The organism is Actinosynnema sp. NPDC020468 (assembly GCF_040642015.1).
Classification (GTDB): domain Bacteria; phylum Actinomycetota; class Actinomycetes; order Mycobacteriales; family Pseudonocardiaceae; genus Actinosynnema.
On sequence record NZ_JBFAEO010000011.1, the window covers coordinates 134,188 to 160,022 of the forward strand.

The following is a 25,835-nucleotide window of genomic DNA, read 5'->3' on the forward strand; positions in this document are numbered from 1 at the left end:
ACCCGCCGGGGTCACCAACGAGAGGCATGACGAAGAGATGAGCAGCGACGACCGGATCCGGCAGCTCCTGCTGAAGGTCACCGCCGAGCTGACCGACACCCGCGACCGGTTCCAGGCGTTCCGGCACGAGCCGATCGCGATCATCGGGTCGGCCTGCCGGTTCCCCGGCGGCGTGGACAGCCCGGAGGACCTGTGGCGGCTGGTGGCCGACGGCGGCGACGCGGTCGGCCCGTTCCCGGCCGACCGGGGTTGGGACCTCGACGCGATCTTCGACGCGGACCCGGACCGGTCGGGCACCTCCTACACCCGGCACGGCGCGTTCCTCGACCGGGTCGCCGACTTCGACGCGGCGTTCTTCGGCATCTCGCCGCGCGAGGCGCTCGCGACCGATCCCCAGCACCGACTGCTGCTGGAGACCTCGTGGGAGGCCGTGGAACGGGCGGGCATCGACCCGCACTCGTTGCGCGGCAAGGAGGTCGGGGTGTTCGCCGGGGTCAACGGGCAGGACTACGCGGCCCGGCTGCCCGCCACGCCGGCGTCGGTCGAGGGTCACCTCGCGGTCGGCACCGCGGCCAGCGTCGCCTCCGGCCGGATCTCCTACACCTTCGGCTTCGGCGGACCGGCCGTCACGATCGACACCGCGTGCTCGTCGTCGTTGGTGGCGCTGCACCTGGCCGTCCGGTCGCTGCGGTCGGGCGAGTCGACGCTCGCCCTGGTCGGCGGTGTCACGGTGATGTCGTCGCCGTCGTCGTTCGTGGAGTTCTCCCGGCAGCGCGGCCTGTCCGTCGACGGTCGGTGTCGCGCGTTCGACGACTCCGCCGACGGCACCGGCTGGGGCGAGGGCGCGGGTGTGCTGCTGCTGGAACGGCTGTCCGACGCGCGGCGCAACGGGCACCGGGTGCTCGCCGTCGTGCGGGGCAGCGCCGTCAACCAGGACGGCGCGTCCAACGGGCTCACCGCGCCGAGCGGGCCTGCCCAGCGCCGGGTGATCACCGCCGCGCTGGCGGACGCCCGGCTCGAACCGTCCGAAGTGGACGCCGTCGAGGCGCACGGCACCGGAACCCGGCTCGGCGATCCGATCGAGGCCCGGGCGCTCATCGCGACCTACGGGCGCGGCCGGGACAAGCCGCTGTGGCTGGGCTCGGTGAAGTCCAACATCGGGCACACCCAGGCGGCGGCCGGTGTCGCGGGCATCATCAAGGTGGTGGAGGCGCTGCGCCACGGCGTGCTGCCGCGGACGCTGCACGTCGACCGCCCGACCTCGCACGTGGACTGGTCCGGCGACGTGGTGCGGGTGCTGGAGCGGGAGCAGCCGTGGCCCGCCGGCCCGACGCCGCGCCGGGCCGGGATCTCCGCGTTCGGCGTGAGCGGCACCAACGCGCACGTGATCATCGAGGAGGCGCCGGCCGTCGAGCCCGCACCGGAGCCCGCCGGCGTGCCGGTCACGCCCTGGGTGCTCTCCGGGCACACGCCGGACGCGGTGGCCGCGCAGGCCGGGCGACTGGCCGAGGTGGCGGGCAACCTCGCCGAGATCGGGTTTTCCCTTGCCGTGCACCGGTCTTCGCTGACCGAGCGGGCCGTGGTGGTCGGCGCGGACCGGGCCGCGCTGGACGAGGGCCTGCGCGCGCTGGCCGCGGGTGAGCCCTCGGCCGGTGTGGTGCGCGGGGTGGCCGGTGGCGCGTCGGCGTTCCTGTTCACCGGTCAGGGCGCGCAGCGGGTCGGCATGGGGCGCGAGCTGCACGCGGCGTACCCCGTTTTCGCGGCGGCGTTCGACGCGGCCGTCGCCGAGCTGGACCGGGAGTTGGGCGTCGGCGTCGCGGACGTCGTGTTCGGCGGTGGCGCGGGATCGTTGGACGACACCCAGTTCACCCAGGCCGGGGTGTTCGCGGTCGAGGTCGCGCTGTACCGCCTGCTGGAGTCGTGGGGCGTGCGACCGGACTTCGTGACCGGGCACTCGATCGGCGAGCTGGCGGCCGCGCACGTCGCGGGCGTGTGGTCGCTCGCCGACGCGGCGAAGGTCGTCGCGGCGCGCGGTCGGCTCATGCGGTCGCTGCCCGCCGGTGGCGCGATGGTGGCGCTGGCGGCGGACGAGGAGACCGTGCGGGCACTGCTGGTCGGACTGTCCGATGTGGACGTGGCGGCGGTGAACGGACCGTCGTCGGTGGTCGTGTCCGGCGCGGAGGAGACCGTGCTGGCGGTCGCCGCGCGGGTGGCCGCGATGGGTCGGCGCACCAAGCGGCTCACGGTGTCGCACGCCTTCCACTCGCCGCTGGTGGAGCCCGTGCTGGCGGAGTTCCGCGCGGTGGTCGCGGGGGTGGCGTCGGCGGCGCCGTCCCTCGCGGTCGTGTCGGCGGTGACCGGCGGCGCGGTGACCGACGAGCTGCGCGACCCGGACTACTGGGTGCGGCACGCCCGGCACGCGGTCCGGTTCGCCGACGCCGTCGCGCACCTGGTGGCGGCGGGCGTCGACACGTTCCTGGAGATCGGCCCGGACGCGGTGCTCACCGCGTCGGCGGCGGACAGCGCGCCCGACGCCGTACTGGCGCCGACCCTGCGCCGGGACCGCCCGGAGGCGCTGACCGTCGTCACCGCCCTGGCCACCGCGCACGTGCGGGGTCTCGCGGTCGACTGGTCGGCGGTGTTCCCCGGTGCGCGCGGCGCTGACCTGCCCACCTACGCGTTCCAGCGGGAGCGGTTCTGGCTGGAGGCCGACCACGCGCCCGCCGACGCCGCCGGCCTCGGGCTCGCCGCGGTCGACCACCCGCTGCTGGGCGCGGCCGTCGCGGTCGCCGCCGACGGCGGGTTGCTGCTGACCGGCAGGCTCGCGCTGGGCACCCACCCGTGGCTGCGCGACCACGTGGTCGGCACGACGGTGCTCGTGCCGGGCACGGCGTTCGTGGAACTGGCCGTGCGGGCAGGCGACGAGGTCGGCGCGCCGGTGCTGGACGACCTGGTGGTGGACACCCCGTTGGCCCTGGCCGAACGGGCCGTGCAGGTGCAGGTCGCCGTGGGCGCGCCGGACGCGGCCGGGCTGCGCGCGGTGTCCGTGCACTCCCGCGCCGAGGGCGCACCCGACTGGACCCGCCACGCCCGCGGTCGGCTGGCGCCGGCGGTGGACACCGCGTCGGAGCGGCTGGACACCTGGCCGCCCGCGGCGGACACCGTGGACGTGGAAGGGTTCTACGCCGCGTTGGCCGAGGCCGGACTCGGGTACGGCCCCGCGTTCCAAGGGGTGCGGGCGTTGTGGAAGGACGGGCGCACCCTCTACGCCGAGGTGACCGCCGAGGACGTCGACGGGTTCGGCGTGCACCCCGCGTTGCTCGACGCGGCGCTGCACCCGGCCGCGTTCGCCGCGCTCGACACCACTCCCGCCGGCCGCAACCGGTTGCCGTTCGCCTGGCGGGGTGTGCGGGTGCACGCCACCGGCGCGACCGCGCTGCGGGTGCGGGTGACGATCACCGGTGACGACGAGCTGGCGCTGCTCGCGACCGACACCTCGGGCACCCCGGTGGTGGAGGTCGAGAGCCTGCGGTCGCGGCTGGTCGACGCGCGGGAGCTGGGTGTCGCCGGGCCGGCGGACGCCCTGTTCACCGTCGACTGGGCGCAGCTCGGCGACGTCGAGTCCACGGCCGCGCGGGTCGTCGTGCTGGACGCGCCCGAGCCGACCGGTGACGTCGTCGCCGACGCGCACACCGCGGCCGCCGCCGTGCTCGCCGGGATCCGGGTGCACCTCGCGGAGGACGAGCGGACGCTGGTCGTGCGGGTGCGCGACGGGCTCGCGCACGCGGCGGTCCGCGGCCTGGTGCGGGCCGCGCAGACCGAGCAGCCGGGTCGGATCCTGTTGCTGGACAGCGATTCCGACGTGGTGCCCGCGTTCGGCGACGAGACGCAGCTGCGGGTGCGGGACGGGAGGGTGGCCGCGCCGCGGCTCGCCCGGGCCGGCACGCCCGCCGGCTCCGCGCGACCGTGGAACCCCGACGGCACGGTCCTGATCACCGGTGGGCTCGGCACGCTCGGCGCCGCGTTCGCCCGGCACGCCGTCGTCGCGCACGGCGCGCGGCACCTGCTCCTGCTGGGTCGCCGGGGTGCCGACACGCCGGGCGCGTCGGAGCTGGTGGCCGAGCTGACCGGGCTCGGCGCGCGGGTGACCGCGGTCGCCGTCGACGTGGCGGACCGGGCCGCGCTCGCGGACGTGCTCGCCGCGGTGCCCGCCGACCACCCGCTGACCGCCGTGCTGCACACCGCGGGCGTGGTGGACGACGGGGTGGTCGACTCGCTCACCCCGGAGCGGGTCGCGGGTGTGCTGCGGCCCAAGGTCGACGCCGCGTGGCACCTGCACGAGCTGACCCGCGAGGACGACCTGGCCGCGTTCGTGCTGTTCTCCTCGATCGCCGGCGTGCTCGGCAGCGGGGGACAGGCCGCCTACGCCGCCGCGAACACGTTCCTGGACGCGCTCGCCGCGCACCGGGTCGAGCTCGGGCTGCCCGCGCGGTCGCTGGCGTGGGGCATGTGGGAGGAGGCGAGCGGCATCAGCGGTGGGTTGACCGCCGCCGACCACACCCGCAACGCCCGCGCGGGCGTCCGCAGGCTCCCGACCGCCGACGGCCTCGCGCTGTTCGACCTGGCCGCCCGGCTCGATCACCCGCTCGTCGTGCCCGCGCCGCTGGACCTGGCCGCGGTGCGCCGCTCGGGTCCCGTGCCGGCGCCGTTGCGCGGGCTGGTGCGCCCGACCCGCCGCGCGGCCGTCGCGACCGAACGCCCGCGCACCCTGGACCGGGGCGCGTTGCTGGAGTTGGTGCGGGCCGAGGTGGCCGTGGTGCTCGGTGTCGCGCCGTCCGCCGTCGGCCCGACGAAGGCGTTCCGCGACCTCGGGTTGGACTCGCTGACCTCCGTCGAGCTGCGCAACCGGCTCGACGCGGCCACCGGGCTGCGACTGCCCGCGACCTTGGCGTTCGACCACCCGACCGCGACCGACCTGGTCGAGCGGCTGGTGGCCGAGCTGTCGCCGGACGAGCCCGAGCAGGTGGCCGTCGCGGCACCGGTGCGGACCGACGAGCCGATCGCGATCGTCGGCATGGCCTGCCGGCTGCCCGGCGGCGTCGCCTCGCCGGACGACCTGTGGGACCTGGTGCGCGACGGCCGGGACGCGGTGACCGGGTTCCCGGACAACCGGGGTTGGGACCTGGAGGGGTTGTACGACCCCGATCCCGGCACGGCGGGCACCTCCTACACCCGGCACGGCGGGTTCCTGCACGACGCGGGCGACTTCGACGCCGAGTTCTTCGGGATCTCGCCCCGGGAGGCGCTCGCGACCGACCCGCAGCAGCGGCTGCTGCTGGAAACCGCGTGGGAGGCCATCGAGGGCGCGGGCATCGACCCGACCTCGTTGCGCGGGTCGCGCACCGGGGTGTTCGCGGGCGTGATGTACCACGACTACGCGCCCCGCGTCGGCGAGGCGCCCGCGCAGCTGGAGGGTTTCGTCGCCAACGGCTCGGCGGGCAGCGTCGCGTCCGGCCGGGTCTCCTACACCTTCGGGTTCGAGGGTCCGGCGGTCACCGTGGACACCGCGTGCTCGTCGTCGCTGGTGGCGCTGCACCTGGCCGCGCAGTCGCTGCGGTCCGGCGAGAGCGACCTCGCGCTGGCGGGCGGTGTCGCGGTCATGTCGACGCCGGCGGTGTTCGTGGAGTTCTCCCGGCAGCGCGGGCTCGCGCCGGACGGTCGCTGCAAGGCCTACTCGGGCGCCGCCGACGGCACGGGCTGGGCCGAGGGCGTCGGCCTGCTGCTCGTCGAACGGTTGTCCGACGCGCGCCGCAACGGGCACCGGGTGCTCGGGATCGTGCGCGGCACGGCGGTGAACCAGGACGGCGCGTCCAACGGCCTCACCGCGCCGAACGGGCCCGCGCAGCAACGGGTGATCCGGCAGGCGCTCGCCAACGCCGGACTGTCCACTTCGGACGTCGACGTGGTCGAGGGGCACGGCACCGGCACCACGCTGGGCGACCCGATCGAGGCGCAGGCCCTGATCGCCACCTACGGCCGCGACCGCGAGGGCGAGCCGCTCTACCTGGGTTCGCTCAAGTCCAACGTCGGGCACACCCAGGCGGCGGCCGGCGCGGCCGGGATCATCAAGGTGCTCCAGGCGTTCCGGCACGGCGTGCTGCCCGCGACCCTGCACGTGGACGAGCCCAGCCCGCACGTGGACTGGTCGGCGGGCTCGGTGCGGCTGCTGACCGAGTCCCGCCCGTGGCCGCTCACCTCGCGACCGCGCCGGGCCGGCGTGTCGTCGTTCGGCGTCAGCGGCACCAACGCGCACGTCGTCCTGGAGGAGGGCGACCCCGAGCCGGTGCCCGCGGCCGGGTCGGACGATCCCGCGCTGCCGTGGGTGCTGTCGGCCCGCACCCCGGACGCGCTCGCCGCGTGGGCGGGCGCGGTGGCCGGTGTCGACGCGCCGCCGGCCGCCGTGGCCGCCGCGCTGCCGGGTCGCACGGAGTTCGCCGAGCGCGCCGTGGTGGTCGGCGGGCACGGCGCCGGACTGGCCGCGCTCGCCGCCGGGCGGTCCGCGCCGAACGTGGTCACCGGTGTCGCGGGCACGCCCGGCCGGACCGTGTTCGTGTTCCCCGGCCAGGGTTCGCAGTGGGCGGGCATGGGCGTGGAGCTGCTGGACGGAGCGCCCGCGTTCGCCGCGCGGTTCGCCGAGTGCGCCGCCGCGCTGGCACCGCTGGTCGACTGGTCGCCGGTCGCCGTGCTGCGCGGCGAACCGGGTGCGCCCGGGTTGGACCGGGTGGACGTGGTGCAGCCGGTGCTGTGGGCGGTCGCGGTGTCGCTGGCCGCGCTGTGGGAGGCGCACGGCGTGACGCCGGACGCGGTGGTCGGGCACAGCCAGGGCGAGATCGCCGCCGCCACGGTGGCCGGCGCACTGTCCCTTGTGGACGGTGCGCGGGTGGTCGTGCTGCGCAGCAAGGCGATCACGGCACTGTCCGGGCGCGGTGGCATGGCTTCGCTCGCGTTGCCGATCGACCGCGTGGTCGAGCGCATCGCGCCGCACGGGGACCGGGTGTCGGTGGCCGCGGTCAACGGGCCGGCCGCCGTGGTGATCGCGGGCGAGCCGGACGCGCTCGCCGAGATCGTGGCGGCCGCGACCGAGGAGGGCCTGCGGGCGCGGACGATCGCGGTCGACTACGCGTCGCACTCGGCGCACGTCGAGCCGATCCGGGACGAGATCCTGACCGCGTTGGGCGACATCGCGCCGCGCGCGAGCGCCGTGCCGCTGTTCTCCACGGTCACCGCGGACTGGGCCGACACCACCGGGCTCGACGCCGACTACTGGTACACCAACCTGCGCCGGACCGTGCGGCTGGAGGAGGCCGTGCGAGGCCTTTCGGCGCAGGGGCACGACGTGTTCGTGGAGATCAGCCCGCACCCGGTGCTGACCGCGAGCGTGCAGGACACCCTGGAGGCCGTGGGCGCCGCCGCGCCGGTGGTGGCCGGGACGCTGCGCCGCGACGAGGGCGGGCTCGACCGGTTCCGCCGCTCGGCCGCCGAGCTGTGGGTGCGCGGTGTGCCGGTCGACTGGGCCGGGGTGACCGGACGGGCGCGCGTCGCGCTGCCGCCGTACCCGTTCCAGCGGAACCGCTACTGGTTGACGCAGGCCACCTCCGACGGTCGGGCCCGGGCCGACCTGCCCGAGCCGGAGTCCCGGTCGGTGCGGGGCGTCGCCGGGTTGCCGCCGGCGGAGCGGGCCGCCGCGGTGCTCGAGCTGGTGCGCGCGGAGACCGCGACCGTGCTCGGGCACACCGACACCTCGGGCGTGGACGACGCGCGACCGCTGCGGGAACTGGGGCTCGACTCGCTGACCGCCGTCGACCTGCGCAACCGGCTCGGCGCGGCGACCGGGTTGGACCTGCCCGCCACGCTGGTGTTCGACCACCCGACGCCGGCGGACGTCGCGGCGTTCCTGGTGTCCGAACTGGACGGTGGCGAGGTCGACCGGTTCCCGAACGCGGACGCCTCGGTCGACTACCTGGAGGCGGTGTTCGCGGCGGGCGACCAGCCGGAGCTGGCCGCCAGGCTGCGCGCGCTGGTCGACCGGCTCGGCGGCGTCACCGCCACCGCCGCCGGTGACATCGACTTCGACGCGGCCTCGGACGACGAGCTGTTCGCGTTCATGGACAACAACTTCGAGGAACGGGTCGACCATGGCGAATGACGAGAAGCTCCGCGACTACCTGAAGCGGGCGCTCGCGGAGTCCCAGCGCGCCCAGCAGCGGGTGCGCGAGCTGGAGTCGAACAGGCGGGAGCCGATCGCGATCACCGCGGCCTCCTGCCGGCTGCCGGGTGGCGTGCGTTCGCCGGAGCAGCTGTGGGACCTGGTGGCGGGCGGCGTCGACGCGGTCGGCGAGTTCCCCACCGACCGGGGCTGGGACCTCGACGGCGTGTTCGACCCGGACCCGGACTCGCCCGGCACCTCCACCACCCGCCACGGCGGGTTCCTGGACGGTGTCACGGAGTTCGACGCCGAGTTCTTCGGGATTTCGCCCCGGGAGGCGCTGGCGACCGACCCGCAGCACCGGTTGCTGCTGGAGACCGCGTGGGAGGTGCTGGAGCGCGCGGGCATCGACCCGGTGTCGCTGCGCGGTTCCCGCACCGCGGTGTTCGCGGGCATCGCGGGCGAGGACTACACGCCGCGGGCCGCGACACCGGTCGAGGTCGAGGGGTACCTGGGCACCAACACGTTGCGCAGCGTCGCGTCCGGCCGGGTGGCCTACACGTTCGGGTTCGAGGGTCCGGCGGTCACCGTGGACACCGCGTGCTCGTCGTCGTTGGTGGCCCTGCACCTGGCGGTCCAGTCGCTGCGGTCGGGCGAGTCGGACCTGGCGCTCGTCGGCGCGGCGTCGGTGATGACCACCCCGTTCGGCTTCGTGGAGTTCTCCCGCCAGCGCGGCCTGTCCGCCGACGGCCGCTGCAAGGCCTTCGCCGCGTCCGCCGACGGCACCGGGTGGGCCGAGGGCGTCGGCTGGCTGCTGGTGGAACGGCTGTCGGACGCGCACCGCGCGGGTCGCGAGGTGCTGGCCGTGGTGCGCGGCACGGCGGTGAACCAGGACGGCGCGTCCAACGGCCTGACCGCGCCCAACGGCGGTGCGCAACAACGCGTCATCCGGGCCGCGCTGGCCTCGGCCCGGCTCTCGCCGGCGGACGTCGACGTGGTCGAGGCCCACGGCACCGGCACCGCGCTCGGCGACCCCATCGAGGCCCGCGCGGTGATCGCCGCGTACGGCCAGGACCGCCCCGAGGACCGGCCGCTGTGGCTGGGGTCGTTGAAGTCCAACATCGGCCACACGCAGGCGGCGGCGGGTGTCGCGGGGATCGTGAAGCTGCTCGGCGCGCTGAGGCACGGCGTCCTGCCGCGCACGCTGCACGTGGACGAGCCCACCCCGCACGTCGACTGGTCGGCGGGTTCCGTGCGCCTGCTCACCGACGCCCGTCCGTGGCCGGAGACCGGCGCACCCCGCCGGGCCGGCATCTCGGCGTTCGGCGTCAGCGGCACGAACGCCCACGTGATCGTGGAACAGGCACCGGCCGCGACGAGGACCGAGGCCACCGGGGCTGTCGATCAGCCGGCCGGCGCGGCCGGTGTGGTGCGGGCGGCGGGCGGCCCGAAGATCGAGGCCGCGGGTCTGCCGGCCGGCGCCGAAGCCGGGGCGGCCGATCCGGCCGCGGCACCGGTTTCCCCCGCGGGTGGGAGCGCCGCCGCGCGGACCGAAACCGAGCAGGCGGTCCCGACCGTCGCCGGCACGCCGATCCCGGTGGTGCTGTCCGCGCGGTCGGAGGCCGGACTCGTCGCGCAGGCGGCGAAGTTGGCCCGGCACGTCGAGGAGCACCCGGACCAGCGGCCGGTCGACCTCGGCTTCGCCCTGGCCACGAAGCGGTCCGCGTTGCCCCGGCGCGCGGTCGTGGTGGCGGCGGACCGGGACGCGCTGCTCGCCGGGCTCGGTGTGCTGGCGCGCGGTGAGCAGCACGCCGACGTGGTGACCGGCGCCGTCGGCGGCGGGCAGGCCGTGCTGTTCAGCGGTCAGGGGTCGCAGCGGTTCGGGATGGGGCGGGAGCTGTACCGGGCGCACGCCGCGTTCGCCACCGCGCTGGACGCCGTGGTGTCCGAAGTGGACAAACACGGTGACGGGTCGCGGTCGCTGCGGGACGTGCTGTTCGCCGAGCGCGACACCGGCGAGCTCGACCGCACCGGGTACACCCAGCCCGCGCTGTTCGCGCTGGAAGTGGCGCTGTACCGGCTTTTCGAGTCGTGGGGGCTGCGGCCGGACCACGTCACCGGGCACTCGGTCGGCGAGATCTCGGCCGCGCACGTCGCCGGCGTGCTGTCGCTGCCCGACGCCGCCGCGCTGGTCGCCGCGCGGGCCAGGCTGATGGCCGCGCTGCCCGAGGGCGGCGCGATGGTGGCCGTCCAGGCGACGGAGGACGAGGTGCTGCCGCTGCTCGCCGGCCGGGAGCACGAGGTCGGCGTGGCGGCGGTCAACGGGCCCACGTCCGTGGTCGTCTCGGGCGTCGCGCACGCGGCCGAGGAGGTGGCGGCGCACTTCGCCGCGCTCGGTCGGCGCACCCGCCGGCTGTCGGTGTCGCACGCGTTCCACTCGCCGCTCGTCGACCCGGTGCTGGAGCCGTTCCGGGCGGTCGCCGAGGGGTTGACCTTCCACCCGCCGACGATCCCCGTGGTGTCCAACCTGACCGGCGAGGTCGGCGACGTCGGCTCGGCCGACTACTGGGTGCGGCACGTGCGCGGCGCGGTCCGGTTCGGCGACGTGGTGAACCACCTCGCCGACGCGGGCGTCCGCACGTTCCTCGAACTCGGGCCCGACGGCGTGCTCACCGCGCTGGTCCGGGACGCGCTCGCGGACCGACCGGTCCGGGCCCTGCCCGCGCTGCGCCGGGACCGGTCGGAGGTCGCGACCGCGTTCGCCGCGCTGGGTCTCGCGCACGCCCAGGGCGCGAAGGTCGACTGGCAGGCGGTGTTCGCCGACCACGAGCCGCGCACCGTCACCCCGCCCACCTACGCGTTCCGCCGCGACCGGTACTGGCTCGCCGACGTGGTCCGGCCGGCGGGCGCGGCGCAGTCGCACCCGCTGCTCGGCACCGCGGTCGCGTTGGCCGGCGGCGGTTTCGTGCTGACCGGCGCGCTGTCCACGCGCACCCACCCGTGGCTGGTCGACCACGCCGTGCGGGGGACCGTGATCCTGCCCGGCACCGCGCTGCTCGAACTGGCCCTGCGCGCGGGCGACGAGGTGGGCGCGTCGACGGTGGAGGAACTCGTCGTCGCCGCGCCGCTCGTCGTGCCCGAGCGCGGTGAGGTGCGGGTGCAGGTCGTGGTGGAGGAGTCGGACGGCTCGGGGCGCCGGGCGTTCGGCGTGCACTCGCGCGTGGGCGAGGCCGAGTGGACCACCCACGCCACCGGGGCGCTCACCGAACAGGCCTCCGCCGCGCACCCGGAGTTCGACTGGCCGCCGGCGGGCGAGCCGGTCGACGTCGCCGACCTCTACGCCGAACTGGACGCGGCCGGGTTGCACTACGGCCCGGTGTTCCGGGGTGTGCGTGCCGCGTGGCGCTCCGGCGAGGTCTTCCACGCCGAGCTGGAACTGCCCGAGGGCACCCCGGCGGGCGACTTCGGCCTGCACCCGGCGCTGTTCGACGCCGCCCTGCACGCGCCCGCGCACCACGACCTGGCCACCAACCCGCCGGGCGCGAACCGGTTGCCGTTCGCCTACCGCGGGGTGCGGCTGCACGCGTCGGGCGCGCGCTCGCTGCGGGTTCGGCTCACCCTGACCGGACCGGACGAGTTGGCGCTGCACGCGGTCGACCCGTCCGGCGCGCCGGTCGTCTCGGTCGACGCGTTGCGTTCCCGGCTGATCACCGCCGACCGGCTCGCCGCCGCGCGGTCCGACCGGGACGCCCTGTTCGCGCTCACCTGGGTCGAGGTGGCCGAACCCGGGCCGACGCCCGAGTGCGACGTGCTGGTGGTGCCGCCCGGCGACCGGAACGCGGTGCTGCCGGAGGAGATCCGGTCCACGCTGCTCGCCGTCGCGGCGCAGGTGCGGGACCGGCTCGCCGACGACCGGGTGCTCGCCGTGGTGACCCGCGGTGCGGTGTCCACTGTGGATGGTGAGCTGCCGGACGGCGTCACCGCGCCGCTGCTCGGCCTGCTGCGCAGCGCCCAGGCGGAGCGGCCGGGTCGGGTCGTGCTGGTGGACCTCGGCCCGGACGACGAGTTCGACCCGGCCGTGCTCGGGCTCGGCGAGCCGCAGGTGGCGGTGCGCGGCGACCGGGTGCTGGCGCCCAGGCTCGCCCGGGTCGCGCCGCCGGAGGACGGCGGCCGGCCGTGGAACCCGGACGGCACCGCGCTGATCACCGGCGGGTTCGGCGTGCTCGGCGCGATCGCGGCCCGGCACGTGGTCCGGTCGCACGGCGTCCGGAGGCTCGTGCTCGTCGGCAGGCGTGGCGCGGACACCCCGGGCGCGGCGGAGCTGCTGGCCGAGTTGGCCGAGGCGGGCGCCGAGGTCGTGGTGGCGGCGGGCGACGTGGTCGACCCGGACTTCCTCGCCGACGTGGTCGCCGCGATCCCGGACGAGCACCCGCTGACCGCGGTCGTGCACACGGCCGGCGTCGTCGCGGACGGCACGCTCGACACGCTCACCGCCGAGCGGGTGGACGCCGTGCTCGCGCCCAAGGTCGACGCCGCGTGGCACCTCCACCGGCTCACCCGCCACCACGACCTGGCCGCGTTCGTGCTGTACAGCTCGGTCGCGGCGGTGTTCGGCGGACCCGGTCAGGGTGCCTACGCCGCGGCCAACGCGTTCCTGGACGCGCTGGCCGTGCACCGGGCGAGCGTCGGCCTGGCCGCGACCTCGCTGTCCTGGGGCCAGTGGGCCACGCCCAGCGGCATCACCGGGCACCTGACCGAGGTCGACCTGGCCCGGTCCGCGCGCGCCGGGCTCCGGCTGATCGACGACGAGCAGGGCGCCGCGCTGTTCGACGCCGCGCTGCGACTGGACCTGCCCACCGCCGTGCCGGCGCCGCTCGACCTCGCCGCCGTGCGGAACGGGAGCGCGGTGCCGGCGGTGCTGCGCGGTCTGGTCCGGCCACGTCGGCGTGCCGCGAGCACGGACGACCCGCGCGGTGCCCGGTCCCGGTTGGCGGCGCTCGACCCGGCCGCGCGCCGGGCCGCGCTGCTCGACCTGGTGCGCGCGGAGGCGGCCTCGGTGCTGGGCACCGGGATCGACGCGGTGGAGCCGGACCGGCCGTTCGCGGACCTCGGGCTCGACTCGCTGACCTCGGTCGAGCTGCGCAACCGGCTCGACGCGGCCACCGGCTTGCGACTGCCCGCGACCGCCACGTTCGACCACCCCGACCCGACCGCGCTCGCCGCGCACCTGGACGCGGGCCTCGGCGACCTCGCCGACACCCCGCCCGCACCGCCGGCCGACCGGCAGGGTCCGCTCGCGACGCTCTACCGGGCGCTCGCGGGCAGCGGGCAGTACCCGGCGGCGGCCGAGATCATCGGCGTCGCCTCGCACCTGCGGACGAGCTTCACCGCCGAGCAGACGCCCGAGCACGTGCTGCCGCCGATCGAGCTGGCCACCGGGCCGGGTCGGGTCAAGCTGGTGCTGTTCCCGGCGGTGAGCGCGATCTCCGGGCCGCACGAATACGCCCGGTTCGGGCACGGCCTGGCGGGCGAGCGGGACGTGCTGGTGGTGCCCTCGCCCGGCTACCGGGAGACGGACTCGTTGCCGGACAGCGAGTCCACCTACGTCCGGATGCACGCCGACACGGTCCGGGCGTGGGTGGGCGACGCGCTGTACGTGATCGTCGGCCGCTCGATGGGCGGGTGCATCGCCAACGCCGTCGCCGCGACGCTGGAGGCGGACGGTGTTCCGCCGCTCGGTCAAGTCCTGATCGACTCCTACCTCATCGAAAGCCCGAAGTTGCCCGGATTCCGGGACTGGTGGCTCCAGGCGATGCTGGACGGGATGCTTGAGCGGATCGAGCGCTACCGGATGGTGTGGAGCGACACCAGCCTCACCGCCATGGGCGGCTACGGCCGCGTCCTCGCGGACTGGGCGCCCAGGCCGATCGGCGGTCGCACCCTGCTCGTCCGGGCCGGGGAACCGCTGCGCGGCACGATCACCGACGGACCGCACGACTGGCGTGCGGCGTGGCCCTTCCCGCACGAGGTGGTCGACGTGCCCGGCGACCACTTCACCGTGCTGGAGGACCACGCGGACACCACCGTGGCCGCCGTGCGCGACTGGCTCGACACCCTCGGCGCAGCAGCCGCCGGGTGAGACGAAAGGAAGCGAAGAACCCAGTGTCCGCAACAGAAGAGCCGACCCGGGTGGTGGTCGTGACCGGCGCCGGTTCCGGCATCGGCCGCGCCGCGCTCGACCTCTACACCGAACGCGGCTGGAACGCCGTCGCGGTCGACATCTCGCCCGCCGGTCTCGGCGACCTGGCCGACCGCCCGGACGTGGCCGCCGTGGTCGGCGACGTGGCGAGCGAGCGCGTCAACGCGCAGGCCGTCGCGACCGCGCTGGAGCGGTTCGGCAGGCTCGACGCGGCCGTGCTGAACGCCGGGTACGGCGGCGGCGGTCCGATCGAGGCGCCCGGCGCGCTCGACCGGCTGGCCGAGGTGCTGACCGTGAACGTGCTGGGCGCCGCGGCCGGCATCCGGGCCGCCGCGCCCGCGCTGCGCCAGTCCGGCGGCGGGGCCATCGTGGTCACCTCCTCGGTGTCCGGGCTGCGCGGCGACCCGTCCACCTGGGCGTACAACGCCGCGAAGGCCGCGCAGATCAACCTGGTGCGCGGACTCGCGATCGACTACGCGGCCGAGGACATCCGGATCAACGCGATCGCGCCCGGCGGCACGGTCACCGCGATGACCCGGTCGCAGGTCGAGCACCCGACGTTCGGCGCCACCATCGCCCGGCGCATCCCGCTGGGTCGCTGGGCACAACCGCGCGAGCAGGCCGAGGCGATCTTCTTCCTCACCTCGCCCGCCGCGTCCTACATCACCGGGACCGTGCTGTCGGTCGACGGCGGCCTGTCCGCCAACGGGGGCATCCTGCTCCCGCCGGCCGGTCCCGGCGAACCTCCGGGCTGAGCACCGAAACCCCACCGAGAAAGGCGTGCAGTGAGCATCGAGATCAACAAGGAAGTCGCCCGGCGGTACTACGAGGAGTTCGTCAACGAGCGCCGGCTCGACCTCGTGGACGAGATCATCGCCGAGGACGCGGTGGACGAGGCCGCGGGCATCGGCGGCGCGGGGCGCGAGGCGTTCCGCCAGCACGCCACGTGGTTGTGGGAGACGGTGGAGGACGTCAAGACCACCATCACCGACCTGGTGGCCGAGGGCGACCGCGTCGTCGTGTACTGGCGGATGGACGGCATCCACCGCGGCAACATGTTCGGCGTGCCCGGCACCGGCCGCCGGTTCGTGGGCCACAGCGTCAGCCTGATCACGTTCCGGGACGGCCAGGTCGTGCGCTACCGCGTGCTGCCCGACCGCCTGGGCATCATCCAGCAGGTCGCGTCCTGAGCGCCCGGCCGACGGCGGCGGAGATCGGCGCGGTGGACCAGGTCCGCGCGCTGTTCCCGCACGTCTTCGACAACAGGGACGTCGACCGGTTCGGCCTGGTGTTCACCGAGGACGCGGTGATCGAGCTGACCATGGGCGGCGGCCGTGAGGTGCGCGGCCTGGCGGCGATCCGCGAGTTCGCGCTCGCCATCGGACCGGACCGGGTGGACCACCACACCCTGGACTCGGTGGTGTTCCGCGCGCCGGGCGACCCGGCGGAGGTGCTGCGCGTGCGCAGCCGCTACCTCGCGGTGCTGGTCGACGGCAGCGTGACCAACGGGGACTACCTGGACGAGTTCCGGGACACCCCGGCGGGTTGGCGGATCGCGCGCCGCGTGTCGGTGCCGAGGTTCCCGCTCGGACCGAAGGTGGCGCTGCCGGCGAGGGAGTGGGACCGCTGGCTGCCCGACACCGGGGTGCCGGCGGAGGCTGCGGAGGCTTAGGCGGTGCGGGCGGCCGGCGGGGGAGGGCGCACCGCCGGCCGCCTCGCCGCCGGGCGCGCGGGCACGTGCCGGGTGACCGGGGCAGCTCCACGATCGCCCCGCCGAACAGCACCCGGGCCGGGGTGACTAGGGGGCGCTAGGGGTGCGTAGGGGTGCGGTGACTTCGGTGTCCCGGACTACGTTCGAGTCAGCCGCTCGGCGGATTTCCTTTGTCCCAAGGGAAAAATCCAGTACTCGACGTTGTGGAGCCCCACCATGCGCAGGCGAAGAGCCACCGCGGAGTCCTCTTTGTTGTCCCGCCGGGCCGCCGCCCTGGTCTGCGGTCTCGCGTTCGTCCTCTCCGCCTGCGGCGGGGCGAACGCGGGACCCGGCACCACGGCGTCGGCACCGGTGTCGGGTGGTGAGCTGACGGTCGCGGTCGACAGCGAGCCCGTCTCGTTCGACGTGCACGTCAGCCCGCAGGACATCACCGGCGAGATCCTGCGCCACGTGGTCGACTCACTGGTGTCGGTCGACGCCGACGGCAGGTTCACGCCGTGGCTCGCGTCCTCGTGGGACGTCGCGCCGGACCTGAAGTCCTACACGTTCCACCTGCGCGACGGCGTGAAGTTCACCGACGGCACCCCGTTCGACGCGGCGGCCGTGAAGGCGAACTTCGACCGGATCGCCAACCCCGCCACCAAGTCCCAGCTCGCGGCCAGCCTGCTCGGCCCGTACGCGGGCACCGAGGTGGTCGACCCGCGCACCGCCAAGGTGTCCTTCACCGCGCCCTTCGCGCCGTTCCTCCAGGGCGCGAGCACCCCCTACCTCGGGTTCTACTCGCCGAAGACGTTGGCGGACAACGCCGACAAGCTCGGCGGCGGTGGCGCGGTCGAGGTCGGTACCGGGCCGTTCACCTTCACCGAGTACACCAAGGGGCAGAACCTCGTCCTGACCAGGAACGCGGACTACAACTGGGCGCCGACCGGCGCGGCGCACACCGGGGCTGCGTACCTGGACAAGCTCACCGTGCGGTTCCTCTCCGAGGACTCGGTCCGGGTGGGCGCGCTGACCAGCGGCCAGGTGCAGGTGGCACGGGCGATCTCGCCGGTCGACGTGAAGAACCTCGAGGCGGACCAGAGCGTCGGTCTGCTCAAGAACGACGTGCCGGGCGGCAACTACAACATCTACCTCAACGCGTCCAAGGCGCCGTTCGACGACCCGTTGGTGCGCAAGGCGATCCAGCGCGGCATCGACCTCGACCAGGCCGTGAAGACCGTCTACTTCGGACAGTACAAGCGCGCCTGGAGCCCGCTGTCGCCGTCCACCACCGGGTACGACGCCACGCTGGAGAACAGCTGGCCGCACGACGCCGCCGAGGCCGCGAAGCTGCTCGACCAGGCCGGCTGGACCGGCAAGGACGCCGACGGCTACCGGACCAAGAACGGCGCCCGGCTGGTCGTCAAGTGGCCCGTCATGCCGCCGCCGTACCTGCGCGAGCAGCGCGACGTGCTGGGGCAGGCCATCCAGGCCGACCTGAAGAAGCTCGGCGTCGAGGTCGTCCGCGACCAGCCCGACATCGGCACCTACATCAAGCAGGTGTACGGCGGGCAGACCGACTTCACCGACTACAGCTGGAACCGGTTCGAGCCGGACGTGCTGTGGCTGTTCTTCAACAGCGCGAGCCAGCCCGGTAAGGGCGGTCAGAACGCGACCTTCACCCAGGACGCCGAACTCGACCAGCTCACCGAGTCGGCCCGCGGGTCCGCCGACCCGGCCGCCCGCGCCGGCGCCTACGCCAAGGTGCAGCGCCGGGCCACGGTCGACCTCGCGCTGGGGACCCGGTCTACACGCCGCTGAACACCGCGGGTGTCGCGAAGACCGTGCACGGCCTGTCCTACACCAAGGACGCCCGGCTCGGCTTCTACGACGTCTGGCTCGACAAGAAGTGATCCGCCCGCTCCTGCGCGGCGCCGCGCACCGGGTCCTGGCCGCGCTCGCCGTGCTCCTGGGCGCGGCCGGACTCGCCTTCGCCGCGCTGCAACTGATCCCCGGCGACCCGGTCGCCATCATCCTCGGTCCGGCGACCCAGGCGTCCGCGCAGGTGCAGGCGGCCATCCGGGCCGAGTACGGGCTGGACCGGCCCGTGCTCGGCCAGTTCCTGCACTACCTCGGCCGACTGGCGACCGGTGACCTAGGCCGGTCCTACCAGTTGCAGCGCCAGGTCGTGGACCTGATCGGCGACCAGCTCGGTCCGACCGCCGAGCTCGCGCTGGCCGCCCTGGTCCTCGCGGTGGCGATCTCGGTCGGCTCCGCGATCGCCACCGCGGGTCGGCGGCGCGGGCTCAAGGCGGTGGCGTCGGGGTGGGAGCTGCTCGCGGTCTCCAGCCCGCCGTTCTGGGTCGGGATCCTGCTGCTGACCGTGTTCTCCTTCACGCTGCGGTGGTTCCCGGTGTCCGGCGCGGAGGACTTCTCGGCGCTCGTGCTGCCCGCGCTGACCCTGGCGCTGCCGGTGGCCGGTGTGCTCTCGCAGGTGCTGCGGGAAGGGCTGGAGGCCGCCCTGGCCGAGCCGTTCGCGGTGACCGCCCGGGCGCGCGGGCTGAGCCGGACCGCGGTGCGCGCCCGGCACGCGCTGCGGCACGCCGCGGTGCCGCTGGTGACGCTGACCGGTTGGCTCACCGGCTCGCTGCTGGGCGGCGCGGTGCTGGTCGAGACGGTGTTCGGCCGTCCCGGCATCGGCGCGCTGACGCTGCAAGCCGTGACCAACAAGGACATGCCGCTCGTGATCGGCCTGGTGCTGTTGTCCGCGTTGGTGTTTGTGGTGATCTCCACCCTGGTCGACCTGCTGTACCTGGTGGTCGACCCCCGATTGCGGACGAGGTGACGAGCGTGCGCAGGACTCCTCGCGCGGCCGTGGTGCTGTGCGGCCTGATCGTCGTCGTGCTGGCGCTGGCGGCCGTCGCGCCCGGCCTGTTCACCTCGGTGTCGCCGATCGAGGCCGACCCGGTCAACGCGTTGCGGCCGCCCGGTGGTGGGCACTGGCTCGGTACCGACGAACTCGGCCGCGACGTGTTCTCCCGCGTCGTGCACGGCGCGCGCTCGTCGCTGTCGGTCGGACTGGGCGCGATCCTCGTCGCGGTCACCGCCGGCGCGCTGCTCGGCATCGCCGCCGCGCTCGGCGGCGGCGTGGCCGACACCGTCCTCATGCGACTGGCCGACGTGCTGCTCTCGTTGCCGGAGTTGATGATCGCGCTGCTCGTCATCGCGGTGCTCGGACCCGGCACGGGCAACACCATGATCGCCATCGCGGTGTCGCTGGTGCCCGGCTACGCCCGCATGGTCCGCGCCGAGGCCCTGGTGGTCCGCCGGTCCGGGTACGTGGAGGCGGCGGTCGGACTGGGCCTGCCGCGTCCGGTGCTCATCGCCCGGCACGTGCTGCCCAACGCGCTCGGTCCGCTGCTCGTGCTCGCCACGGTCGGGTTCGGCACCGCCATCATCGCGGTGTCCGGCTTGAGCTTCCTCGGCCTCGGCGCGCGTCCGCCGGCACCGGAGTGGGGCACGATGCTCTCCTCCGGGCGCAAGTTCCTCGCCGTGGCCTGGTGGACCGCCGTGTTCCCGGGCGCGGCGATCACCCTGGCCGTGGTGTCGGTCAACGTCGTCGGCCGCCGGCTCCAGGCGGCGTTCACCAAGAGGACTTCCGCATGAGCCTGCTCGTGGTCGACGGTCTCGACGTCGCGTTCCCCGGTGTGCACGCGGTCCGCGACGTCTCCTTCACCCTGGACGCGGGGGAGTGCCTCGCGATCGTCGGCGAGTCCGGCTCGGGCAAGAGCGTCACCGCGCGCACCCTGGTCGGCCTCGCCGGCGACACCGCGACGGTCCGCGCCCGCGCCCTGACCTTCGACGGCCGCGACCTCACCGGCGTCCGCGAGGCCGGCTGGCGCCGGGTGCGCGGCCGGGAGATCGGGCTCGTGCTCCAGGACGCGCTGGTGTCGCTCGACCCGTTGCGCACCGTGGGCGCGGAGGTCGGCGAGGCGCTGCGCGTGCACGGGGTCGTGGACCGCGCCGACCGGCCGGCGCGGGTGCGCGAACTCCTCGACGGCGTCGGCGTGCCCGAACCCGACCGGCGGGCCCGGCAGTACCCGCACCAACTCTCCGGCGGGTTGCGCCAACGCGCCCTGATCGCGTCCGCGCTGGCCGCGGCGCCCCGCCTGCTGATCGCCGACGAGCCGACCACCGCGCTCGACGTCACCGTGCAGGCCCAGGTGCTGAAGTTGTTGCGGCGCTTGAAGGACGAGGGCACCGCGCTGCTGCTGATCAGCCACGACCTGTCCGTGGTCGCGGGCATCGCCGACCGCGTGGCGGTGATGTACGGCGGCGTCGTGGTCGAGCACGGACCGGTCCGCGAGGTGCTGGACGACCCGCGCCACCCCTACACCCAGGCCCTGATCGCGGCCGTGCCCGGCACCCGGCCGCGCGGCGTGCGACTGTCGATCACCCCGGTCGACGGCGCCGCGCCCGGTCCCGACGGCTGCCCGTACGCCACCCGGTGCGCCCGCGCCGACGACGACTGCCGCGCGGCACTGCCCGCCCACCCGACCTCCGGCCCCCGCTGCCGGCACCCCGGGCCCGCCGAGCCCGCACCCGTCGAGCCCGACCGGATCGCGCCCGCCTCGGTCGTCGGCGACGCGCTGGTCGAGGTCACCGGCATCGCGAAGCGGTTCCGCGCGCCCGACCGCACCTGGTACGACGCGGTGAAGGACGTCTCGTTCACCCTCGCGCGCGGCGAAACCCTCGGTCTGGTGGGCGAATCCGGCTCGGGCAAAACCACCGCGGCCCGCATCGCGCTCGGGTTCGCCGAACCCGACGAGGGCGAGGTGCGGCTGTTCGGCGAGCCGTGGAGCGGGCTGCGGGAGCGGGCCAGGCGCGCCCGCCGCACCCGGATCCAGACCGTGCCGCAGGACCCGCTCGGCTCGTTCGACCCCCGCTACCCGGTGGAACGGGTCATCGGCGAGGCGGTGGCCCGCACCGGTCGCCGCGGCGCCGACCGGCGGGCCCGGGTGGCCGACCTGCTGGACCGGGTGGGCCTGTCCCGCACCGTGCTGACCCGTCGACCGCGCGAGCTGTCCGGAGGTCAACGGCAACGGGTGTCCATCGCCCGCGCCCTGGCCACCGACCCGGACGTGCTGGTGTGCGACGAGCCGGTGTCGGCGCTGGACGTCTCCATCCAGGCCCAGATCCTCGACCTCCTGCTGGACCTGCGCCGGGACACCGGCGCGGCGGTGCTGTTCATCTCGCACGACCTGGGCGTGGTGCGGCACGTGAGCGACCGCGTCGCGGTGATGAAGGACGGCGCGATCGTGGAAACCGGCCCGGTGGACGACGTGTTCGACCACCCGCGCCACGACTACACCCGGGAACTGCTCTCCGCGCTGCCCGCGAGGGCCGGCGCGGCGACCTGACGGCGGCTGCCGGCCGCGGGACAGGTCGCGTGCAGGTGGCCGCACTACCGTCGGTCCGGCCACCGAGGGGCGGTGGCGCGTGAGGGGGGACCGTGTTGCGGAGAACTCTGCTCCGGACGGTGGGAGTGGCGGCGGTGGGGCTGGTGCTGTCCACCGGTTCGGCCGTCGCCGTCGGAGCGCCGGTGGACGCGCGGGCGACCGTCGCGGCGAGTCCGGTGGTCGAGGGCGGTCGGGCGATCGACTACCAGGCCGACAACTCGACCGCCCAGTACTACTTCGAGCGGGTCGACCGCTCGATCCGATCCACGTCGTGGATGGCCGAGTACGGCTTCGGCACCTACGAGTGGGCTCCCTACGGGTCGGTGATCAGCGATCCGGTCGTGGTCAAGTACAACGACCAGATCCACGTCTTCGCCCGCGGGGTGAGCAACCAGCTCCGGCACTTCTACTGGGGCCCGACGTTCGGGCTGCGCAACGACACCTGGGACGGCGGCACGATCGCCGACGAGCCGGCGGCCATCGTGATCGGCGACCAGCAGCACGTGTGGGCGCAGGGCGCGAACAACGAGCTGCGGCACTTCTACTGGTCGCCGTCGCTCGGGCAGCTGTCCGACGTGTGGGGCAACGACGTGGTCGGCAAGCCGTCGGTGGTGGTGCGCGGCAGCGAGCAGCACGTGTTCGCGCGCACCCCGGCGGGGCGGCTCAAGCACTTCTGGTGGAGCCCGGGCTCGGCCATCCAGCAAGAGCTCTGGGGTGACCCGATCGCGGGTGACCCGGTGGCCGGGGTGTCCGGGGACAAGCTGCTCGTGTGGGTGAAGAACGCCACCGGCAACCTCCGGCACTACGCCAAGGGCACGACCGGCGCGGTGACCCAGGAGGACTGGACCACCACGGAGATCACGGGCCGCCCGGTGTACCTGCCCTACGGCGACCAGCGGCACGTGTGGGTGCGCGACCCCGCGGGCAACATCCAGCACCTCTACTGGGGCCCGTCGTTCGGGCGGCAGCAGGACGTGTGGGGCAACGACCCCGGCTCCGACCAGCTGGTCGGCGCGATCTTCGGCGACCAGCAGCACGTGTGGCTGCACGGGGTCGGAGGGTTGCGGCACTTCTACTGGGGTCCGACCATCGGGCGGCACTCGGACATCTGGGGGTGACGACTCTCCCCGCACGCGCCCCGGGGTGCGTGCGGGGAACCCCGTGCCCGAAGATCGGGACGGGGTGACGGGGCGGTCCGCGGGCGGGCAGGATCCGTGGGGTGCCGGAGGCGGTGGCGGGGGGTTCGGCGTGCGCGTGCTGGTGTTGGGACCGGTCGAGTTGTGGTCGGGTGGGCGGGAGGCGCAGGTCGGCGGCGCGAAGCCGAAGGCGGTGCTCGCCGCGTTGGCGCTGGAGCGCCAGGTGCTGTCGACCGAAAGGCTGATCGACCTGCTCTGGGAGGAGCCGCCGCGGACGGCGACCGCGCTGGTGCACACCTACGTGTCCCGGTTGCGGCGCGCGTTGGCGTCGGTCGGCGCCGAGGACGCGCTGGTCACCCGCGCGCCGGGGTACGAGCTGCGGATCGGCGTCGCGGACACCGACCTCGGCGAGTTCGAGCGGCACGTGGACGTGGCGCGGCGGGCCGAGCGGGGTGGTGAGCACCGGGAGGCGGTGGCCCACTACGAGCGGGCCGTGGCGCTGTGGCGCGGTCCCGCGCTCGGCGGGGTGGACGCCGCGTTCGCCCGGGTCCGCGTCGTCGGGCTGGCGGGCGGCCGGGCGGCGGCCGAGGAAGGCTTGGCGCGCACCAGGTTGGCGCTCGGGCTGGCGCGCGAGGCGGTGTCCGGGCTGGAACGGCTGGCCGCCGCGCACCCGTTGCGCGAGGAGACGCACGCGCTGCTGATGCGGGCGTTGCACGTGTTGGGCCGGCCGGAGGAGGCGCTGGCCGTGTACCGGGAGGTCCGGGACCGGCTGGCCGACGAGCTGGGCATCGAGCCCGGTCCCGTGCTGCGGGACCTGCACCGGGAGGTGCTCGACCGCGCGGTGGAGCCGCCCGGGGTGCCCGCGCCGCGGGTCGCGCCGGAGGTGGTGCCGCCGCGCACCCTGCCGCCGGACGACGCCGACCTCACCGACCGGGAGGCCGAGCTGGCGCGGATCGTCGCCGACCACCGGGCCGACGCGGTGACCACGCGGGTCGTGGTCGTCGCGGGACCGGCCGGGGTCGGCAAGTCGGCGGTGGCCGTCCGCGCCGCGCACCTGGTGCGGGACCGGTACCCGGACGGGCAGCTGTACGCCGACCTGGGCGACGGCGAGCCCGACGCGCGGCACGTCGCCGGCCGGTTCCTGGGGCTGCTGGGCGTGCCGGCGGCGGACCCCGGGCTGTGGGTGGAGCTGTTCCGGCGCGAGCTGGCGGGCCGGCGGGTGTTGTTGGTGCTCGACAACGTGCGGTCCGAGCGGCAGGTGCGCGGGTTGCTGCCCGCCGGGCCGGGGTGTCTGGTGCTGGCGACCAGCCGGTCGCGGCTGCCCGGTCTCGCGGGCGCGGACGTGGTCGAGGTCGGTCCGCTCGGCGCGGCCGGCGCGGTGGAGGTGCTGCGCCGGGTCGTCGGGTCGGACCGGGTGGACGCCGAACCCGGCGCGGCGGCGGACATCGCGGCCTACTGCGGCGGGTTGCCGCTGGCGTTGCGGGCCGCGGCGGCCCGGCTGGTCGCGCGGCCGCACTGGCGGTTGAGCGTGCTGGCGGACCGGTTGGCCGACGACCGGCGGCGGCTCGACGCGCTGTCGGTGGGCGACCTCGCGGTGCGGTCCAGCCTGGAGGTCGAGTACGCCGGGTTGGACGACGTGCACCGGCGGGTGTTCCACCTGCTGTCGCTGCTCGGGTTGCCCGACTTCGCCGGGTGGGTCGCCGGCACGCTGGTCGGCGTCGCCCGGCAGGACGGCGAGGACGTCGTGGAACGGCTGGTGGACCTGCGCCTGCTCCAGGTCGTCGGCGCGGCGGGCGGTGTCCGGTACCGGGTGCCCGAGCTGGTGCGGCTGTTCGGCGTCGAACGGGCGGCGGTCGAACCGCCCGACGTGGTCGCCGAGGCGGTGACCCGGTTGCTGCGCGCGTGGACCGGACTGCTCGCGCTGGCCGGACGTCGGTTGCCGATGGTGCTGGTCGGACCGGTCGTCACCGCGCCCGTCGACCCGGCGCCGGCCGACGTGGCGGTGTGGTCGGCGGCGGAGAGCGCGGCGCTCGCGCACGTGCTGGAACGGGCGCGCGGACTCGGCGTGCCCGACCCGGTCGGCGCGCCGGCGGCGATCCTGCTGGGGCGGGAGTGCGCCGTGCGGCACGACGTGGACACGTGGCGGCGCACGCACGAGGCGCTGCTGCCGTCGGCCGAACCCCGGGTCGAGGCGGCCCTGCTGCTGAGCCTCGGCCAGGCGCACCACGCGCGGGCCGACCACCGGTCCGCGACGGCGACCCTGGCGCGGGCGTTGGACTCGGCGGACGACGAGACCGCGGTGGCCGCGTCGATCGCGTCGGGCCTGGTGCGCCGCGACGAGGCCCGCTTCGTGGCCGCGCGGGCCGACCTGGAGGCGGGCCTCGCGGCGGCCACCCGGATCGGCGCCACCGGCCTGGTCGCGGCGGCGTGCCACGGTGTGGCGTCGGTGGCGTTGGCGGTGGGCGACGTCGCCGAGGCGCGCGCGATGTCGACTCGCGCCGCGGAGCTGTTCCGGTTGGTCGGCGACCGGCGCGGCGAGGCGTCGGCGGTGCTGGAGACGGGGTTGTGCGCGCGGGCGGTCGGTGATCTCGCCGAGGCGGAGCGCTCCACCCGCTGGGCCGAGGTTGTGCTGCGGGACGCGGGCGACGACCTGGGCGCGGCCCGGGCGGCGGTGGCGTCGGCGAAGACCGCGGTGCGCCAGGGCCGGTTCGAGGGGGTCGCGGACACGCTGCGCGGCGCCCTCACCCTGTTCCGCGACCACGACGACACGTTCGGCGTCGCGCTCGCGACCCGCACCCTGGGCGAAACGGCCCTGGCCGCGGGCGACCTCCCGGAAGCCCGAGCCCGCCTGACCGAAGCCCTCCGCCTGTGGGCCCGGCACGGCTCGAAACTCTGGCGAGCCCGAACCCTGCGCGACCTGGGCGCCTCGATCCGAGGCCCGGGAGCCTCGTGCTGCTGGACCGAAGCCCAGGAACTCTTCACCGAGTTCGGCACCAGGGAAGCCGCCGAAACCGCCACCACCACCCCGCCGGCCTGGCGCACCGCGGTCACTCCCTCGAACGCACGGATCGGCTCGGCCTCCAGATCGTGCGCACGCTGGTGGAATCCGAACTGAGGGGCTCGTTGAGCTTGCGACGACGGCCCG

The 25,835-nt window shown here is 75.3% G+C and carries 10 protein-coding genes and 1 pseudogene; all 11 read left to right on the forward strand.

The genetic code is table 11. The annotated features are described in order from the left end of the window. Positions 1–37 precede the first annotated feature (37 nt). Positions 38–8,206 carry a type I polyketide synthase gene (locus tag AB0G50_RS11120; RefSeq protein WP_360105304.1) on the forward strand — a complete coding sequence of 2,723 codons (8,169 nt, stop codon included), beginning with the start codon at positions 38–40 and terminating at the stop codon, positions 8,204–8,206. Next, complete coding sequence (locus AB0G50_RS11125; RefSeq protein WP_360105307.1) at positions 8,196–14,345, forward strand: type I polyketide synthase; 6,150 nt, start codon at positions 8,196–8,198, stop codon at positions 14,343–14,345. The genes AB0G50_RS11120 and AB0G50_RS11125 overlap by 11 nt, the downstream gene beginning before the upstream one ends. Positions 14,346–14,368: 23 nt before the next feature. After that, a complete protein-coding gene (locus AB0G50_RS11130) occupies positions 14,369–15,160 on the forward strand; it encodes an SDR family oxidoreductase (protein ID WP_360105310.1) in 792 nt (263 codons plus the stop codon). A 30-nt stretch (positions 15,161–15,190) separates the two neighbouring features. Next, entirely contained in the window at positions 15,191–15,595 is a 405-nt protein-coding gene (locus AB0G50_RS11135) for an ester cyclase (RefSeq protein WP_360105313.1), read from the forward strand. Between the two features lie 23 nt (positions 15,596–15,618). Then, entirely contained in the window at positions 15,619–16,077 is a 459-nt protein-coding gene (locus AB0G50_RS11140) for a nuclear transport factor 2 family protein (RefSeq protein ID WP_360105338.1), read from the forward strand. A 255-nt stretch (positions 16,078–16,332) separates the two neighbouring features. Beyond that, complete coding sequence (locus AB0G50_RS11145) at positions 16,333–17,916, forward strand: ABC transporter substrate-binding protein (protein WP_360105316.1); 1,584 nt, start codon at positions 16,333–16,335, stop codon at positions 17,914–17,916. Positions 17,917–18,004: 88 nt separating this feature from the next. Beyond that, positions 18,005–18,940 (forward strand): ABC transporter permease, encoded by a 936-nt coding sequence (locus AB0G50_RS11150; RefSeq protein ID WP_360105319.1) that lies wholly within the window; start codon positions 18,005–18,007, stop codon positions 18,938–18,940. Between the two features lie 5 nt (positions 18,941–18,945). Next, positions 18,946–19,761, forward strand: coding sequence for an ABC transporter permease (locus AB0G50_RS11155; protein ID WP_360105321.1), 816 nt, complete (start codon positions 18,946–18,948; stop codon positions 19,759–19,761). After that, positions 19,758–21,515 (forward strand): ABC transporter ATP-binding protein, encoded by a 1,758-nt coding sequence (locus AB0G50_RS11160; protein WP_360105324.1) that lies wholly within the window; start codon positions 19,758–19,760, stop codon positions 21,513–21,515. Before AB0G50_RS11155 ends, AB0G50_RS11160 begins: the two co-directional genes overlap by 4 nt. Positions 21,516–21,607: 92 nt before the next feature. Then, positions 21,608–22,672, forward strand: coding sequence for a hypothetical protein (locus AB0G50_RS11165; protein ID WP_360105326.1), 1,065 nt, complete (start codon positions 21,608–21,610; stop codon positions 22,670–22,672). A 211-nt stretch (positions 22,673–22,883) separates the two neighbouring features. Continuing rightward, positions 22,884–24,179 (forward strand): annotated as a pseudogene (locus tag AB0G50_RS11170) (AfsR/SARP family transcriptional regulator); the annotation flags it as partial. Positions 24,180–25,835 lie beyond the last annotated feature (1,656 nt).